This window comes from Frankia sp. QA3, from assembly GCF_000262465.1.
GTDB lineage: Bacteria > Actinomycetota > Actinomycetes > Frankiales > Frankiaceae > Frankia.
On record NZ_CM001489.1, the window covers coordinates 7,150,803 to 7,165,467 of the forward strand.

Consider the following 14,665-nt stretch of genomic DNA (forward strand, 5'->3'; position numbering starts at 1 on the left):
TCCGGCTTTTAGTCGTTGTCCTTCGCGATCGCTTCGCGTACGGCCGGGACGATCTCGTTGGCCCAGCGGCCGACGCTGACGATGTCCGGCGTGCCGCCGCTGGGCGAGAAGAGGATGAAGCCGGACGCGCGGTGCTCCAGCACGGCCCCGGTCAGTTCCTCGACCCACTGGCCGACGGAACCGCCGATCCAGCGGCCGGTGTTATCACGCGTGGCGGCTAGCGACCGGTCGGTGATGCGTCCGGGAAGGTTGTAGACCGTGCGGATCTCGCGCGGATCGCGGCCCACGGCCGCCGCTGCCTCGTCGATGACCGGCCGCGACTGCCGGTATCTTTCGCTGCGCCAGTCCGCGGCGTGGCCGGGGATCCAGCCGTCGGCCACCCGGCCGGTGGCGGCCAGCGACTTCGGCCCGACCGATCCGGTCCACACGGGCGGCGCGGCCACCGGTGCCGGCTCGATCTGGTTCACCTGGTAGAAGCGGCCCCGGTAGGTGACCGGCGGACCGCCGCCGGACAGCTTCTTGACCAGGACGATCGCTTCTTCGAAGGCGTCCACGGCGTCGCCGGCGGACAGCCGCGGCACTCCCAGGTCGGAGATCCGATCCCACAGCCCGCCCGCTCCCAGGCCGAGCACGACGCGGCCGCCGGAAAGCGCCGACAGTGACGTCACCGCCCGGGCCAGGAGGGGAGCGGGCCGGCTCGGCAGGTTGCTGACGTTGGCGAAGCCGGCGATCTGCCGCGTGCCACCGAGAATGAAGCCGATGGCGGCGTAGGCGTCCAGGCGCCCGCCGATGTAGGGGTGGTCCGACAGCGAGAAGATGTCAAGCCCGTCACGGTCGGCCTGCTGGACTGTGCGCAGCAGCTCCGGCCCGTCGTCGATGCCGGTGTGCGCACCGAAACCGAAGACGACCTGTTGTACAGACAATGCCCTGTCTTTCCTTCGGGGGCCCGCCGGTGGGCGTGCCGAGTGGAGGGTGGAAAGATGGTGCCGAGGCTCGGCGAGTTCACCTGGTCTGCCGGTTACGGGATGGTGCCGGTGGCGGTGGAACCGAACTGATCGGTAAGACGGCCGGTGAACAGGCCGGCGCCCTCGTATTAGGAGAACGTTGTGGCGGGGGCCTGTCCCTGCGGTGTGCGGGTCGGAAGCCGGTCGTCGGCACGGTGGTTGCTGGTGACGAACGCGTCCGGGGGCCGACGAGGACGCCGTCGGCCTCGACCTCCAGCACCGAGGCGACCGCCGCACCCCCATAACCACCGCCGATGACCGTGACCGTATGACCCAAGATCTCACGCTCCCGCAACGAAGCTTTAAGTTCGTACCACGAACTATAACTGTGCGTCCTGCGAACTGCAAGTCCGGTCCCGCGGAACGCGGCGGCATGTCTCTGCCCGGATCATCATCGGAAGCCCTGGCGGCAGCCGCCGGCACGGCCCTCGGGCCGCTACGCTACGTCGCCGGTCCTGACCGTCCACGCTCGTCCGCCGTCGTCCGCCGGCTTGGCCGCCGCGCCGGCTGCCACCTACCGTCGTGGAGGACAGGCCGCGAGCGGGTCACCGCCTCTGCGTCAGGCGGCACGTCAGCTCTCAGCCGTGCGGTGTGGCAGTGGCCGTGTTCGAGGAGTCCGACTCGCCGGTGCTGTTGCTTCCGGTGATGCGGAATTCGTAGGCGTGCCCGTTGGTCAGTTGCTCGGCGGTGTAGCAGGTGCTGTTGATCGGGTAGGGCATCCGGTTCCAGCCCTGGCTGGCCGTTGTATCGCGGTAATAGAGGGTGTATGCGTCGGCGCCTGGCGACGCGGTCCAGCACAGCCGTGCGGTGCCGTTCCCCGGTGTCGCCGTCAGACCGGTTGGTTGGGAAGGCCGTGGGGATGGCCCCACCGGGGTGGCCCCGGCGACCGGGGACGGCGCGGACTCGCCGGTGCTGTTGCTTCCGGTGATGCGGAATTCGTAGGCGTGCCCGTTGGTCAGTTGCTCGGCGGTGTAGCAGGTGCTGTTGATCGGGTAGGGCATCCGGTTCCAGCCCTGGCCGGCCGTTGTATCGCGGTAATAGAGGGTGTATGCGTCGGCGCCTGGCGACGCGGTCCAGCACAGCAGTGCGGTGCCGTCTCCGCCTGCGGCGGTGAGGCCGGACGGCGCCCCGGGCACCGAGGCGGTGGGCGGAACCTGGGATGGGGAGGGCACGGCCGAGTGGGACGACGATGGTGTGGTGGACAGTGCGAGTTGTTGCGTAGCGTCCGTCCGTGCCCCGGCCAGGGCGTTGGGAGTTCCGCCCGCCCGGTCGGACCCGGCCGTGCCGCCACCAGCCGCCCACAGCCCCGCCACGACGGCGACGACCATCAACATCAGGCCGGTCAGCCACGGCCGAATGCCGGTGCCGAGCACACCCGCCAGGATCCGTGCGCCGCTTCGTATCCGAGATCTGAACTGGCGCGACGTCCGGCCAAGGAGGTTCGGCGTGACCGGCGATGTGCCGGTTCCCATAGGGTCCCTTTCCTCGAGCCGGTAGAACCGGGAACGCGCACTTCGCAGGACCTTAACATCGTGGCTCTTTTGCCTGCATCGTCCGCAGGTCAATCGGTGCTCCCCGCCCCTGCTTGCCTATAATGGAACGCTCTAGTGGGGCTATCGAACATCAGGGCGAGGGGAAAGCGCGTGACCGCAGGTACCGGCGATGCTGTCGGCCGCAGGGTCGCTGGGCGGTACCGGCTCGTCGAGCAACTCGGCGCCGGTGCCTACGGAACGGTCTGGCGTGCGTTCGACGAGACCCTCGATGTCACGGTGGCGGCCAAGGAAGTACGCCTGTCTCCGGCGGCTTCCCTCGACGATACGGCGCGTATGTTGGCCCGGGTCGAGCGGGAGGCGAGGATGGTTGCGAAACTTCGCGACCACCCGCACGTCGTCACCGTGCTCGATGTGGTTCGGGAGGGCGGCCTGCCCTGGATCATCATGGAGTTCATACCGTCGGTCTCGCTGGCCGAGGCGATCCACGTACGCGGCGCATTTCCACCCGGCGAGGTCGCCCGGATCGGGGTCGCGGTGCTGGACGCGCTCACCGCCGCCCATCAGGCCGGGATCACCCATCGGGACGTCAAACCCGCGAACATTCTGATCGGCGAGGACGGTCGCGTGGTACTCGTCGATTTCGGGGTGGCGGTCCATGCATCCGAACCGACCATCACGGAAGGTCCGATCGGGACGCTGGCCTACATGGCGCCGGAGCAGTTCGGGGGCACCCGCATGCTGTCGGCGAGCGACCTCTTCTCGCTCGGGGCGACGCTGTACTGCACGGTCGAAGGGGTTTCGGCGTTCTCCCGCCCGACCGAAGCCGCGACGATCCAGGCTGTTCTCACCGAACACCCCCGCCTCGTCCGGGCTCCCGAGCCCCTGGCCGGCGCGATCCTGGGGTTTCTGGTCAAGGATCCGGAGCGCCGTCTGACCGGCGATGCGGGGCTGGCAGCCCTCCGGGTCGCGGCAACCGAGCTTCGGGAGCTGCCGCAGGAGTCCGACGCCGCGTCGGCCTCCGACGCGTTCATGACCTTGGGCGACGGCGTCCGTGCGCACGTCGGACGGGTGGAGGCCGACGCGACCCGCATCGTGGTGCATGGTCAGCCCGCGCCGGAACTGGCGGCGGAGGCGGACCCGGTCGAGATGACGGGGCCGATCCGGTACCGCGAGGCTGCGCTGCGCCGGGCCGTCGGCGGCGTGCTCTCGGTCTGTGCGCTGGCGGCTGCCGCCGTCCCCTGGATCCTCGAACCGGTTATCGATCTTCCAGCCTGGACCTATGCGCTGGCTGTCCTCTGGTCCGGTTTCTTCGGATGTTGGGCCGGCGTCTTCGTCTATCTGCTCGGTCGACCCGACGTGCTCGTGCTCGACGAGACGTCGCTGCGGTACCGCCGTGGGGCCGAGGACCACGTCCTACCCCGCGAGCAGGTCAGCGGCGTCCGCGTCCGCGCCGGCCGCATCGAGATCGACCTGTCGGATCCGACCGGCGCAGGTCCCTATCAGGGCCGCTCCGAGCCTCCGCATCTCGACGACGCGGGCGTTCTGGTCTTCTGCGTCCTTGAGGATCTGTCCGGCGCATCCGATGACAAGGTCGTCGCCGCGTTGCGGAGATTCGGCGGCGCCGCGTTCACCGAGGTGCCTCGGCCACGTCATCCACCGGCCGGACCGACCTAGATGGCAGGCGGGATGCCGGAATCCGGGGGGATGTCGGGCTCGAAGGCGAAACGGTTGTCTGGGTCGTCGGCGTGCGTGAACCGCCGGAGGCGCTCGAGGCTGTTGACGGACGCGGCCGACCGGAAGAGAGCTCGCCGGGAACTAGACCGGCGTCGGAAGACAGCAGGGATCGCCGAGGAGGATGCGGGTCGACGATCCCTGCACTCACCGGTGTACGCCGATGGGGAAGCGCGTGACGTCGCCGTCGCCGACGGCCCCGACGCTGACGACGGGAGACTCCGTCACGCGGCTGGTCTCGCGCGCCGGGCTCCAGCCGAATGCCGGCGCGATCTCGGTCGCGACCACTTCGAGCCGGCGGATGTCGGCGTCGACGTCGGACAGTTCGTGACTGACGATGGGCACGAACCAGTCGGCGTAGCCGAACAGCGCCGGGTCGGCCCGCAGCGAGGCGATGACCTCGTCGACCGTGCCGCAGTGGACGTGGAGGTGATCGAGCAACTGCTCGGCGGTCAGCTCCAGCAGCTCGGTGGCCCCGAGCTCGGTATAGGTCTCGCGGTGCATCTCGCGCTGGACCACGAGCGCCGGCCCCAGGTCGTCGCGCGCCGCCGCTCGGTCATCGGCAGGAAAGACCCAGCGCACGATGCCGGCCCGCGGGTGCTCAGGCCCGTCAGGGTCGTGGGTCTGCCGCCAGCCAGCCAGATACGCCTCGATGATCGGTTTCTGTGCCGTCTCCGGGTCGAGGAGGTGCGTGCCGATCAGCAGCCCGTCGCCGAGCCGACCGGCATCGGCGGCCCGCTCGCCGTTGCCGACGGCCTGCCACAACCGGCCGGCCAGCCCGGGCGAATGCGGCTGCAGCGTGGGTGCGCCCGGCGCGTCGGTCAGCGGCTGGCCGGTGAGTGCCGCACGCAGTTTGGCCAGATGATCGTCGTAGACTTCGCGGCGGTCACTGACCACGCGCCCGAAAGCGCGGAACGAGTCGTAGCTGCCCCCGGCGCTGCCGACCCCGAGCTCGGCCCGGCCATCGGAGATCGCATCCAGGACCGACACATCCTCGGCCAGTCGCAGCGGGTCTTCGAGCGTCAGGGTCGTGACCGCGGTGCCCAGATGGAGGTGCGGTGCGCGCTGCGCGGCGGCGGCCAGGAAGACCCACGGTGACGGCAGCCGGCCGTAGTCGCGGCGCAGGTGGTGCTGCGCCACCCAGCCCCCGTCGTAGCCCAGCTCGTCGGCCGCCTGGAAGAGGTCGAGCAGCTCACGATAGACGGTCCGGGCGTCCTTGCCGGGTCCGTTGACGTGAGTCAGGAAGCCGAGCTTGAAGGGGTGTTGCGCGGTCGGAGTAGGCGCGCTGACAGCGGTTGCGGTCATGGTGGGGCGTGCTCCTGGTGTGCGGGTGAGCGGCCTTGTTATGGGTGCCGGGCGTTACCCCTCCTCGCTGCCGAACGCCACCTTTCCCGGGAACGAGCCGTGCACCAGGTAGTGCCCGACCGTTCGCGCCTTGTAGATGGCGGGATTGTGCGAGGAGACGGTGCGGGCGTTGCGCCAGTGGCGGTCCAAGGCCAGCGCGCTCTGCGTCGTGCTGGCGCTCGCCGCGTCGAAGAAATGCCAGCTGAGGTCGCCGAGCAGTCGGGTGTTGACGACCTGGGTCGCCGACGAGGCGACGATCGCCGCCTCGAGCGCGTCGGGTGTCCGTGCCCGTCGCACGGGGTCGGCGAAGTTGTCCAGGGCGTCCGCGTTGGCGAGCACGTTCGCCTTGGCGCTGTACGCGCCGCTCGCGATCTCGCCGACCACCTGCAGCACTTGTGGGTCGTCCTGCGGTCGGGCGTCATTCGGGGCGAGCGGATAGGTCCGCGACCGCGCACCGACAACGTCGGCGACGTCCTCGGCCAGGCGTTGTGCGATGCCGGCCTGGGTCGACGAGTGCACGAACTGCGTGAACGCCGGAATGTACTCCGCCAACGCGCGGTCGGAGAACGGAAAGATGAGCTCGGGCCGGACTTCGACGTGCTCGAACGTCGCCGTCCCACTGGCGGTGAGGCGCTGGCCGAAGCCGGCCCAGTCATCGATGATTTTGATTCCCGGGGCGTCGCGGGTCACGTAGACGCCCGCGAACCCGCCGTCATACGGCACCAGCACCCACACCCAGTCGGCAAACAGGCTGCCCGTCGTGTAGTACTTCTCACCCTCGAGGAAGAACCGCCCGTCTTCCTCCTGTAGCCGGGTGCTCAGCGTGAACAGGCTCGCCCCGCCGAGTTCCGACCCCGCCGGGCCGAAGAATTCCCCCCGACCGGCCGCGGTGAGCAGCTCCTCAACCGCCGCACTGCGGGGCCGAAGGCGGAGATCTTCGATAAAGCCGAGATGACCACGCAGAATCATGGTGAGGTTCGAATCGGCGGCGGCAAGCTCGATGAGCACTGCGGCGAGCTCCCGGATGGACGCCCCCGCACCACCGAATTCCTCGGGCACCCGGATCGCGCCGATCCCGGCCGCGACCAGGGCGCGGACCTCGTCGGCGGGCAGGATGCGTCCCTGCTCACGCTCCACCGCGCTGGCGCGCAGCGATGCGATGACACGGTCGATCTCGGCGCGGTCCAGGCCGGCGATCGTGGTCTTGCTCATCGGTTTTCCCATCCGTCAGTTGAGCTGGTCATGTCACGGTCCCCTTCGGGAACGCGAGCGCGACATCGCCAAGAGCTCCGGGTCGGGCCGAAGCTCATGGCGACGGCACCGATCGACAGGGCGTGTTCGCTCACCATCTCAGCTCATCTTCCACAACGCCTTGTACTTGGCCCTGAAGGCGAAGTCTCCCGACCAGGTCGTGCTTCCGGCGGGGGGCGGATAATTCTTCGTGAACAGGCGCACCGGAACGCCGTCGTCCGCTGGGGGGGTCACATTGTTGAAGATCCTGTTGAAATCGTCAAAAGCCGCCCACGTCGCCCAGGCCTGCGACCACGCGACGTCGGCGACCTGACCGCCGCCGTCGCGGACCCAGCCAAGCTGCTGGGCATCGCCCTGGTAGGCCAGCACGTCCACCCGGTTGAGCAGCCCCGCCTGTCGCAGCGCCGGCACGACCGTGCTGGACGTGCCGTCGTAACCGACGTAGAACGCGTTGAGCTCCGGGTTGGCCTGCACGAACGCGACCGACGACTGCCCCACCGCCGAGGGATCGGTGACGGTGGCGACGTCGATGGTCTTGGTCGCGACGACCGACCCTCCGCCGCTGCTGGCCAGGAAGCTCTTGATGCCCGCGATAAGCGCCTCTCCCGACGGGTCGAAGCCGGGGGCAAAGCCCAGCACCCCGAGCTTCGCGTCAGCCTTGCGGTCCAGCACGGCGGCCGCGCCGATCAGCTGACCCTGCAGCGAGTAGTGCAGGTCGACGACGTGGGTGTAACTGCTGTTGACCTGGTTGGGGAGCACGCCGATGACGACGGTCGGGATCTTCGACTTGGCGAGGGCAGCGGTGATCGTCGGGTACTCGTTGGCGCTGAGGTTGGAGAAGACGATGCCGTCCGGCTTCTGCGCGATCGCTCGGTTGAACACCTCGGGGAGGTCGTTCAGAGTCGCGGCATCGAGCTCGGTGACGTTCCAGCCGAGCGCCCGCCCGGCTTCCTTCGCCGCCGTTCCGATGGCTCTGAACAGCGGCTGGGTGGGCAACTGGTTGACGTAGACGATGTGCTTGGCCTGCGCGACCGGCGGCGAAGTGGCTGGACCACGCCACACGGGCGCCCTGACATACGGGGCGACGAACTGCTCCGTCTTGGCGAGGGCGGCGCCTGACGGCGCGCTGCTTCTCGCCGCGTTCGGCGAGCCGCCGCCGCTACTGGCCTCGGCGCAACCGGTGAGTGCCACCGCCACGGTCACAAGCGCGGCCAACGTCATGGAGATGTGTCGGGCTCTCGGCATGTACCTCAAGGCGCGATTACCACTGAGCGACGCAGCCGAGTTGCGCTGGCAGGGGACGGCACACCGGAGCGGCGCGGGTCTGGCCAGCTCGAATTCGACGGCTTCATGCGCGCTACTCAACGGCACGAACCCGCCATCGTCTCTACATTTCTGTCTACTATAGCCAGGTGGCTACCGAGGTTGTGACCTCCCCGTCCGCGTCCGCGGCGGCTGCCGCGCTCCCGGCCGACGTTTCCGCAGCGGGTTCGGACGCACCGGAGCAGGTCAGGCTGCTCATCTTCTGCGAGGAGACCGCTCCGCGCCTCGGCCTGGCGCTCGTGTTTTCGCGGGAGCCGTGGGTCGAGCGGTGCCTCACCGCTCGCGACCTCCAGCAGGCCGTGGCACATGTGCGGGCGAGCCGGCCGGCCGTCGTCGTGCTCGAGCTGTCGACGTTCGTCGCGCCGCACGTCGACGCTCTACGCCAGGCCGACCCGGGCATCCGGGTCGTGCTCAGCTCGCACTGCGGACTGTCCACGGAGATCGCCGTCCGCCGACTCGGCGCCGTCGGTGCCCTGAGCCCGGACATGGGCGCCGCCGAGGTGGCAAAGATTGTCCGGGCCGCGGCGTTCGACGAGCGGATGACCGTCAACGGTCACCGCCACGGCAGGGAGCTCGGGCTCACCGACCGCGAGCTTCAGGTCATGGCCTTCCTCACCATGGGAGCAACGAACCTGGAGATCGCCGCGCAGATGCATCTCAGCCGCGCGAGCATCAAGAAGCACGCCGCGAGCATTTACCGCAAGCTAGGCGTACGGAACCGAACCGAGCTCGCCCGCGTCATGGCCGAGCGCGCCCCCGCGCGTGCCCTGCTCGTCGATCAGGGCACGCGCTTCGACAAGGCCGCGTCGAGTTCCTAGGGCGCTCCGTCCGGACACCCCGCCTCCCCGTCACCGACGACGCCCGCACCGGCCAGCCGGACCGGGCCAGCGCCACCTGAGCCCGCTCGGCGATCCCAGGGTTGATCTCCACCGAGGTCACCGCGCCGGACGGGGTCCGCTCAGCGAGCGACGCCGCGTTGTAGCCGGTCCCGGTGCCCACCTTCAGCACGGCCATCCCGTCGCGCAGGTCGAGCAGCTCCAACATCCGCGCCATCACCCACGGCGCGCTACCCGAACTGGTCGGGACGATCCCCTGTCGATGTCGACCAGCAATCTGGACACTCCCTGAGACCCGCCGGGCCGGGCCCGCGTACGGGGCATGCACTCCTTCCCGTCCCGGGGCCCCTGAGCTGACGGCCCCAGCGGCGCGTGCGACGACCGGGCGGCCAGCGAAGGACGTTCCCGTCGCCGGGCATGCGGGCCTCCCGACTGCTGGACGCGGCCCGAAACCCGGTCTCCGCCACGACTGACAGGGTCTAGGTTGTTAATGCACCAACAATCGCGGAACCCGCGAACCCCACCGATTCGGCGCTATCCCGGTGCGGGTCTGGAAGCGATCCAGTCAGAGGAGGCACCCATGAGCGACCAGCAAGTACGGATGATCGTCCTGTCGACGGACGATCTCGAGGAATCGATCAGGTTCTACACCGAGACCCTCGGCTTCCCACTGAAGTTCCGCGACGGCGCCCACTTCGCGGCTCTCGACGGCGGCTCTGTGACCCTTGCCCTGGCCACAGCGATCGATCACCCCATACCCGGCCAAGTCGTCGTGGGCATCAAGACCGACGACGTCGACGGCGCGGCCAAGGCGATCGAGGAGAACGGCGGCGGCATCGTGAAAGGCCCCTACGACGACGCTCACGAGCGCCGCGCCGTGGTGTATGACAACAAGGGCAACGGCCTGGTCTTCTACAAGTCGCTTCCGCGCTGACCGACGCGCATTCGATCCGTTCCCACGCTGGCCAGTCACCGGCCAGCGTGGGGCGGATCAATCAGCCGACGACGCGGCCGTGGTCTCGTACGGCGTTCTGCCACCTTGCCCCACAGCCTTCGGCTCTCCCATGACGAGCGACCCCCATGAGACGAGATGGTCGATCCGGCCGCGACCAGGTACTCCGAGGCCGACCACCTCACCGGCGACGTCGCCTCCGCCGAATACCTGCTCGCGATGAAGCTGCCCGCGTCCCGGGTCGAAGCCGACGCCGAGGACATCGCGTTCTTCGACCACATGCTCGGCTGTACCACCGTCGACGAAGGCCTCGACCTCGTCCAGTCCGTCTCCAGCGACCGCCCGATCGACGCGAAGGTCCAGTTCCTCCTCGCAGAGATCGTCGACTCTCTCCGTCCCGTCCTTTCCACCCGGATGATCGTCTTCATGCGCGCCGCTCCAACTGGCGGGAGTGGGGTTGGGGCGTGCGAGGGTTGGCCGGCGGTGGGGCCGGGTGCGTGTGTGGGGGCAGGCAGCCGGGCCTGCCGTTGTGTGCTGCCCGCGGGCCCGTAGAGGTCTCCGGGGTCAAGGCCCGTGGGCCCCGAAGAGGACCCCGGTCGCGACAGCGACGCGGTAGCGGCCTTGACGGTGGAGGGGCGGGTCCGCACACTCCGCTGCCGGCCCCACCGCCGGCCAACGGGTGACCCGCCCGGTGTCATGGTCCATCGACACATCGGGTTGCGGGCGCACCGCGGCCCCGACGCATCACGAGAGGTGCCTGCATGGCAACGCTCACCTCGAGATGCTCAGCACTCCCGGTGGCCGGATCGCCGTGCCGCCAACGAGCACGTCCGACGAACTGACCTTCCGACGAGTCCTTGAGTACTACGGCACCTCCTACGCCGGCCTCGCCGCGAGGGGCGTTGGCGTGCTCCACGCCAACTACACCGACATCGCGGCTGCGTTCGCCCGCGGTGAGGTGAGCTACCTGTTCGGTGCGACGGCGGCGCCTGCGGCTGTCATCGCCGAGATCGGGGGCATCGTGGCCGCGGGCGACCGAGCCGACGGCGGCGCGGGCTCCGCCGCCCCTGGCGAGAGCCGGAGCGGCGACGAGACCGGGGGCCGCGACGGGGCGCGGGACGGCGCTGCGCGCGCGATCCTGCTGCCGCTGCCGGACGACCTCATCGCCCACCTTGGCCGGCGCTGGTCCTACCTGGAGGGCGTGATCCCTGCCGACTACTACCCGGGAATGCAGCGCCACCACCTGGCTCACCTCATGCTGACGGATAGGGCACGCCACCGCCACCGGCCACCCCGGACCCAGCGCCGGCCGATACCGCCCCCAGCATGCGACCGTCACGTGATGACCGTGTGACACGGCTGCGATCCCGCCCGGCGGGGCGCGTAGCGGTCAGCCTCGGCGGGGTCGCCCTGGGCACGTGAGCCGCAGCCCTGGCCGCCACGGCGGCCGGGGCTGGCAGGCCCGCACCATCGGCGGCGGCGGTGCTGTCCAGGTCTGGCGGACCGGTCGGATGCACGACACCCACCCCACTCGCCAGGCCGCGGTAGCCGCGCTGCTCCACCAGTTGGCCTACCTGGCCGACCACGCTCGACGCGCAACCCTGCGCGCCTGAACGGCGTCTCGCGGACGAGGAACGCTGCTGCCAAGTAGCGAAAGCGCCCCCGTCAATCCTCTCGTACAAGCGTTCATCCGGTCATCTCGGCTTGGACGCGAGCAGAATAAAGAAGAGGGGATCGCTCGGTCATGGGCGTCCCGTGCCGCATCCGCGGGCAGAATCGGCCACCCGCATCGCCGGGAGAAAGGGTCGGGGTTGTGAGCTCCCAGTCCCAGGAGGGGTTCGGTCCGGTGCAGCTCGCCCGCTGGCTTGGGATGAAGGAGTGGCAGCTGCGCCGAGCTCAGAACCTGGGTCTGATACCGCCGCCCGATCTTCACGCCCAGCGCTGGTCAAACACACTGGCCCGGACGCTGCCCGACCGGGTGGAGCAGATCCTCGCCGAAGTCGGCGAACGCCCCGAGCCGACGGCCGACGGTAAGACGTCCAGGCCACGCAGCCGGGAGGGGTTCGGCCCGGTGCAGCTCGCCCGCGCGCTCGGGATCCAGGAATGGCAGCTGCGTCACGCGCAGTTCCGAGGACTGGTACCACCTCCCGACATCGAGGGCCGCCGCTGGTCGGACGCCCTTGCTGAGACGCTGCCCGACCGGGTCGAGCAGATCCTCGCCGAAGTCGGCGACCATCCGGGTATCGGCTCGGAGAAGGCCGCCCAGTACCTGGCCGAGCGCACGGCCCTGGACGTCCAACGCGCGGACGTCCAGGCATTGCACGAACGCGGGATCCTTCGCCCGACGGGCGAGTTCCGCGGCTGGCCCCTCTACGCGGTCAAAGACCTGGACGCGCTCGCTCCCGATCAGCTCCTTGCAGTCGTCGCCGACCGCCGACGCTGGCTCGCGGCAAGCGTGACCAACGCCGAGGCCGCCGAGCTGCTCGGCTGGTCCGTCGGTCGTTTCGAGGTGACCGCCGAACGCGACGGACTGGCCCCCGGCCGGTTCGGCCGCTACGCCCGCGCCGAGGTCGAAGGTCTGCGTCACGACCGCTGAGATCTGGTGAGCACCGCGGGCCCGTGACCGGCCCGCGGGCGGGTCTCAGCCAGGTCCGATCCAGACGCGCCGGCGGGCCCGGTGCAGGGCTTGGCGCACGGCCTCCCCGTCCAGCGCGACCCCCTTCCTTCAGCCCTCCGAAAGGGGCTCCACAAGGCCCTCCGTCTCTATCCGGAGGGGGCTGACAGTGCGGTCGGCGCCGGCCCAGGGGGCCGTAGCCCCCTCCGGGCCTCACCCAGACCCACCGGCAGGAACCGCATGTTCGCGCCGGCGGCCGCCCGTCGACGGACATGGGAGGGGTCTGCAGGCCGACCGGGCGCAGCATGTTGAGCAGGATGTCGACGTTGCCGACCGCGTCGGTCAACGCCTGCCGGGCGGCGTGAAGCTGCGCAGAACGACGAGTACCTGCCCATGACCGCCGGGGCACATGTCGCTCCCTGTAGCCGCCCACCGAGGCTTCAAGATTAGTTGCTGTCGCAACGGCATCACATTGGCATCACATCGACCACTTGTCGATCTTCGCGACGACCGGGCCGCCACAAAAGGCCTGGTCAGAGAGTGTGGGGCGGGTGGGGCTCGAACCCACGACCGACGGATTATGAGTCCGCTGCTCTAACCGGCTGAGCTACCGCCCCCTGGTCTGGTCCCGGGCGTCCGGCAGTGCTGGCGCGCCGAGTGCCTACAGCCTAGCGGGTGGGTTCGGGCGGCTGGGGCGCTCATGCGGTGCCACCTGAACCGCAGGCCGGTGCCTTGGGGTGGTCTCGGTTGGATGCGGGCATCACCGAGGGCGCTCGCCGGCTGCGCCGCTCGTCCGGACGACGGATGATCGTAACGGCGGGGGTGCGGAAGCATCGACGGCAGGGGCGAGGAGGTGCCCGTTCCGCCGGAGGGTGGGCCAATACGGCGGATCGCGGGCGCGAAACGGTGGTTACGCCGGCCGCCCTTCTGGCGGCGCCGCCGAGAGGATGCCGGCGCGGCGAAACCGGCGGCGGGATCACACCGAGCCGGGCGGGGAGGCGGCCACCGCCGTCCATCCGTGCTCGAGCAGCGCGAAGATCCGCTCCAGGGTGGCGCCGGCGCCGGCGCCGGCGTTCGCATCGGTCTCGGCGTCGGTCTCGGCATCGACCCCGGTGCCGACGTCGATGCGTGCGGGGGCGAGGCCGGCGGCCTCCAGGGCGAAGTGGGCGAGGGCCAGGCAGGCCGGGTCGTCCGCGGGCAGCCCGCTGGCCTCGGCGATCGCTGCCGCCAGCGCGGTCTCGTGGCGCAGCCACATCCGGCGGGAGTGCTCGCGCAGCTCGGGGGTGCTGTCGACCAGGGCGTGAAAGTCGCGCAGGGCGTGAAAGTCACGCAGGCGCGGGTCGGCACGCCGCGCGGCGGCACGGGCGCCGCCCAGATGGTCGCGCAGCGCCTGGGGAATCGTCCGGCCGGGCGGGCGGTCGCGGACGGCGGCGACCAGGCCGGCCTCGCGGTCGGCGTCCTCGTCGAAGAGCAGGGCCACTTTGCCCTCGGGGAAGTGCTTGAACAGCGTCGTCACCGACACGTCCGCCGCGTCGGCGATTTCGCGGACCCCGACCGCGTCGAACCCGCGCTCCAGGAACAGCGCCAGCGCCGCGTCGGCCAGCGCCATGACAGGAGCACGATCATGACCGCATCCGCCGACCCCACCCCGATCGCCGTCGTCGGCGCCGGCCCCGGCGGCCTGACCTGCGCCCGGGTCCTGCAGAACCACGGCATCGGCGTCACCGTCTACGACCTGGACGCCTCGGCCGACGCTCGTGGCCAGGGCGCTGCTCGGCGGCGTCCCGGACTACAGCGGCGTCACGTTCGTCGAGGCCCACCTCGACGATGCCGACCAGCGCCACCCGCAGGCCGCGGCCCTCACCGGGCAGGGGATGATGACGGCGCTGCACGACAACCGCGGCCTCAGCGCCCAGCGCAACGGCGGCGGCCACCTCCGCGTCTACATCGCCCTGCGCACCGAGCTCGACTGGCACGAGGCGGCCGGCGTCGACCTCGCCGACACCGGGTGGGTCCGCGAGACGCTGCTGGCGGAGTTCGCCTCGGCCATCGCGCCCGGCGCCCCGGCCGGGATCCTCGCCCACCTGGCGGCCCACCACTGACGTCCCGGTCGCCGA

Annotated in this window: 15 protein-coding genes, 1 tRNA gene and 1 pseudogene; 9 read left to right on the forward strand and 8 right to left on the reverse strand. The window is 70.2% G+C overall.

What is annotated here, in order from left to right; all coding sequences use genetic code 11:
* Window positions 1-8 precede the first annotated feature (8 nt).
* Complete coding sequence (locus FRAQA3DRAFT_RS29215) at window positions 9-923, reverse strand: LLM class flavin-dependent oxidoreductase (protein WP_009742666.1); 915 nt, start codon at window positions 921-923, stop codon at window positions 9-11.
* A gap of 659 nt (window positions 924-1,582) precedes the next feature.
* The gene (locus tag FRAQA3DRAFT_RS29220) at window positions 1,583-2,377 is read right to left on the reverse strand and encodes a fibronectin type III domain-containing protein (RefSeq protein ID WP_051054502.1); all 795 of its coding nucleotides are present in this window, start codon (window positions 2,375-2,377) and stop codon (window positions 1,583-1,585) included.
* Between the two features lie 270 nt (window positions 2,378-2,647).
* Here FRAQA3DRAFT_RS29220 and FRAQA3DRAFT_RS29225 point away from each other — a divergent pair, with 270 nt between their 5' ends.
* Window positions 2,648-4,171, forward strand: coding sequence for a serine/threonine-protein kinase (locus FRAQA3DRAFT_RS29225; RefSeq protein ID WP_009742667.1), 1,524 nt, complete (start codon window positions 2,648-2,650; stop codon window positions 4,169-4,171).
* 204 nt (window positions 4,172-4,375) lie between these two features.
* On the opposite strand, the gene FRAQA3DRAFT_RS29230 is transcribed toward FRAQA3DRAFT_RS29225, so the two are convergent.
* The 3 genes from FRAQA3DRAFT_RS29230 to FRAQA3DRAFT_RS29240 form a co-directional block, all read right to left on the reverse strand.
* Complete coding sequence (locus FRAQA3DRAFT_RS29230) at window positions 4,376-5,533, reverse strand: LLM class flavin-dependent oxidoreductase (protein ID WP_009742668.1); 1,158 nt, start codon at window positions 5,531-5,533, stop codon at window positions 4,376-4,378.
* 54 nt (window positions 5,534-5,587) lie between these two features.
* On the reverse strand, window positions 5,588-6,784 hold the full coding sequence (locus FRAQA3DRAFT_RS29235; RefSeq protein WP_009742669.1) for an acyl-CoA dehydrogenase family protein: 1,197 nt from the start codon (window positions 6,782-6,784) through the stop codon (window positions 5,588-5,590).
* 138 nt (window positions 6,785-6,922) lie between these two features.
* Window positions 6,923-8,026 (reverse strand): substrate-binding domain-containing protein, encoded by a 1,104-nt coding sequence (locus FRAQA3DRAFT_RS29240; RefSeq protein WP_051054503.1) that lies wholly within the window; start codon window positions 8,024-8,026, stop codon window positions 6,923-6,925.
* A 209-nt stretch (window positions 8,027-8,235) separates the two neighbouring features.
* Between FRAQA3DRAFT_RS29240 and FRAQA3DRAFT_RS31915 the strand changes: the two genes are divergently transcribed.
* On the forward strand, window positions 8,236-8,964 hold the full coding sequence (locus FRAQA3DRAFT_RS31915; protein WP_157467753.1) for a response regulator transcription factor: 729 nt from the start codon (window positions 8,236-8,238) through the stop codon (window positions 8,962-8,964).
* Here the strand turns inward: FRAQA3DRAFT_RS31915 and FRAQA3DRAFT_RS33830 are convergent.
* Window positions 8,885-9,199, reverse strand: coding sequence for a protein-L-isoaspartate O-methyltransferase (locus tag FRAQA3DRAFT_RS33830; protein ID WP_369809386.1), 315 nt, complete (start codon window positions 9,197-9,199; stop codon window positions 8,885-8,887). The genes FRAQA3DRAFT_RS31915 and FRAQA3DRAFT_RS33830 overlap by 80 nt on opposite strands.
* A gap of 363 nt (window positions 9,200-9,562) precedes the next feature.
* On the opposite strand from FRAQA3DRAFT_RS33830, the gene FRAQA3DRAFT_RS29250 reads away from it, so the two are divergent.
* The 5 genes from FRAQA3DRAFT_RS29250 to FRAQA3DRAFT_RS29265 all read left to right on the forward strand — a co-directional run bounded on the left by FRAQA3DRAFT_RS29250 (window position 9,563) and on the right by FRAQA3DRAFT_RS29265 (window position 12,530).
* Window positions 9,563-9,916: a VOC family protein gene (locus FRAQA3DRAFT_RS29250; protein WP_009742672.1), complete on the forward strand. Its 354-nt coding sequence runs from the start codon at window positions 9,563-9,565 to the stop codon at window positions 9,914-9,916.
* A 156-nt stretch (window positions 9,917-10,072) separates the two neighbouring features.
* Window positions 10,073-10,486, forward strand: a complete 414-nt coding sequence (locus FRAQA3DRAFT_RS37830) for a hypothetical protein (RefSeq protein WP_232291817.1) — start codon at window positions 10,073-10,075, stop codon at window positions 10,484-10,486.
* A 229-nt stretch (window positions 10,487-10,715) separates the two neighbouring features.
* Window positions 10,716-11,288 (forward strand): hypothetical protein, encoded by a 573-nt coding sequence (locus FRAQA3DRAFT_RS29260; protein ID WP_009742673.1) that lies wholly within the window; start codon window positions 10,716-10,718, stop codon window positions 11,286-11,288.
* A 64-nt stretch (window positions 11,289-11,352) separates the two neighbouring features.
* Entirely contained in the window at window positions 11,353-11,547 is a 195-nt protein-coding gene (locus FRAQA3DRAFT_RS35545) for a hypothetical protein (protein WP_157467755.1), read from the forward strand.
* Between the two features lie 200 nt (window positions 11,548-11,747).
* Window positions 11,748-12,530 (forward strand): hypothetical protein, encoded by a 783-nt coding sequence (locus FRAQA3DRAFT_RS29265; RefSeq protein ID WP_198286992.1) that lies wholly within the window; start codon window positions 11,748-11,750, stop codon window positions 12,528-12,530.
* 561 nt (window positions 12,531-13,091) lie between these two features.
* Here FRAQA3DRAFT_RS29265 and FRAQA3DRAFT_RS29270 read toward each other — a convergent pair.
* Both FRAQA3DRAFT_RS29270 and FRAQA3DRAFT_RS29275 read right to left on the reverse strand, forming a co-directional pair.
* Window positions 13,092-13,165, reverse strand: a tRNA-Ile gene (locus tag FRAQA3DRAFT_RS29270).
* 359 nt (window positions 13,166-13,524) lie between these two features.
* Window positions 13,525-14,157 carry a TetR/AcrR family transcriptional regulator gene (locus FRAQA3DRAFT_RS29275; RefSeq protein ID WP_009742675.1) on the reverse strand — a complete coding sequence of 211 codons (633 nt, stop codon included), beginning with the start codon at window positions 14,155-14,157 and terminating at the stop codon, window positions 13,525-13,527.
* Between the two features lie 15 nt (window positions 14,158-14,172).
* Here FRAQA3DRAFT_RS29275 and FRAQA3DRAFT_RS39025 point away from each other — a divergent pair.
* Together FRAQA3DRAFT_RS39025 and FRAQA3DRAFT_RS29280 are read left to right on the forward strand one after the other, a co-directional pair.
* A pseudogene (locus FRAQA3DRAFT_RS39025) lies at window positions 14,173-14,277 on the forward strand (FAD-dependent monooxygenase); the annotation flags it as partial.
* A gap of 28 nt (window positions 14,278-14,305) precedes the next feature.
* Window positions 14,306-14,650 carry a hypothetical protein gene (locus FRAQA3DRAFT_RS29280; RefSeq protein WP_035921683.1) on the forward strand — a complete coding sequence of 115 codons (345 nt, stop codon included), beginning with the start codon at window positions 14,306-14,308 and terminating at the stop codon, window positions 14,648-14,650.
* The last annotated feature ends 15 nt before the right edge of the window (window positions 14,651-14,665 follow it).

Bases quoted from the DNA above. Each gene is read 5' to 3' on its own strand.
- FRAQA3DRAFT_RS29230 (WP_009742668.1), bottom strand. From the start codon at position 5,533: ATGACCGCAACCGCTGTCAGCGCGCCTACTCCGACCGCGCAACACCCC.
- FRAQA3DRAFT_RS29235 (WP_009742669.1), bottom strand. From the start codon at position 6,784: ATGAGCAAGACCACGATCGCCGGCCTGGACCGCGCCGAGATCGACCGT.
- FRAQA3DRAFT_RS33830 (WP_369809386.1), bottom strand. From the start codon at position 9,199: ATGGCGCGGATGTTGGAGCTGCTCGACCTGCGCGACGGGATGGCCGTG.
- FRAQA3DRAFT_RS29250 (WP_009742672.1), top strand. From the start codon at position 9,563: ATGAGCGACCAGCAAGTACGGATGATCGTCCTGTCGACGGACGATCTC.
- FRAQA3DRAFT_RS37830 (WP_232291817.1), top strand. From the start codon at position 10,073: ATGGTCGATCCGGCCGCGACCAGGTACTCCGAGGCCGACCACCTCACC.
- FRAQA3DRAFT_RS29260 (WP_009742673.1), top strand. From the start codon at position 10,716: ATGCTCAGCACTCCCGGTGGCCGGATCGCCGTGCCGCCAACGAGCACG.
- FRAQA3DRAFT_RS29275 (WP_009742675.1), bottom strand. From the start codon at position 14,157: ATGGCGCTGGCCGACGCGGCGCTGGCGCTGTTCCTGGAGCGCGGGTTC.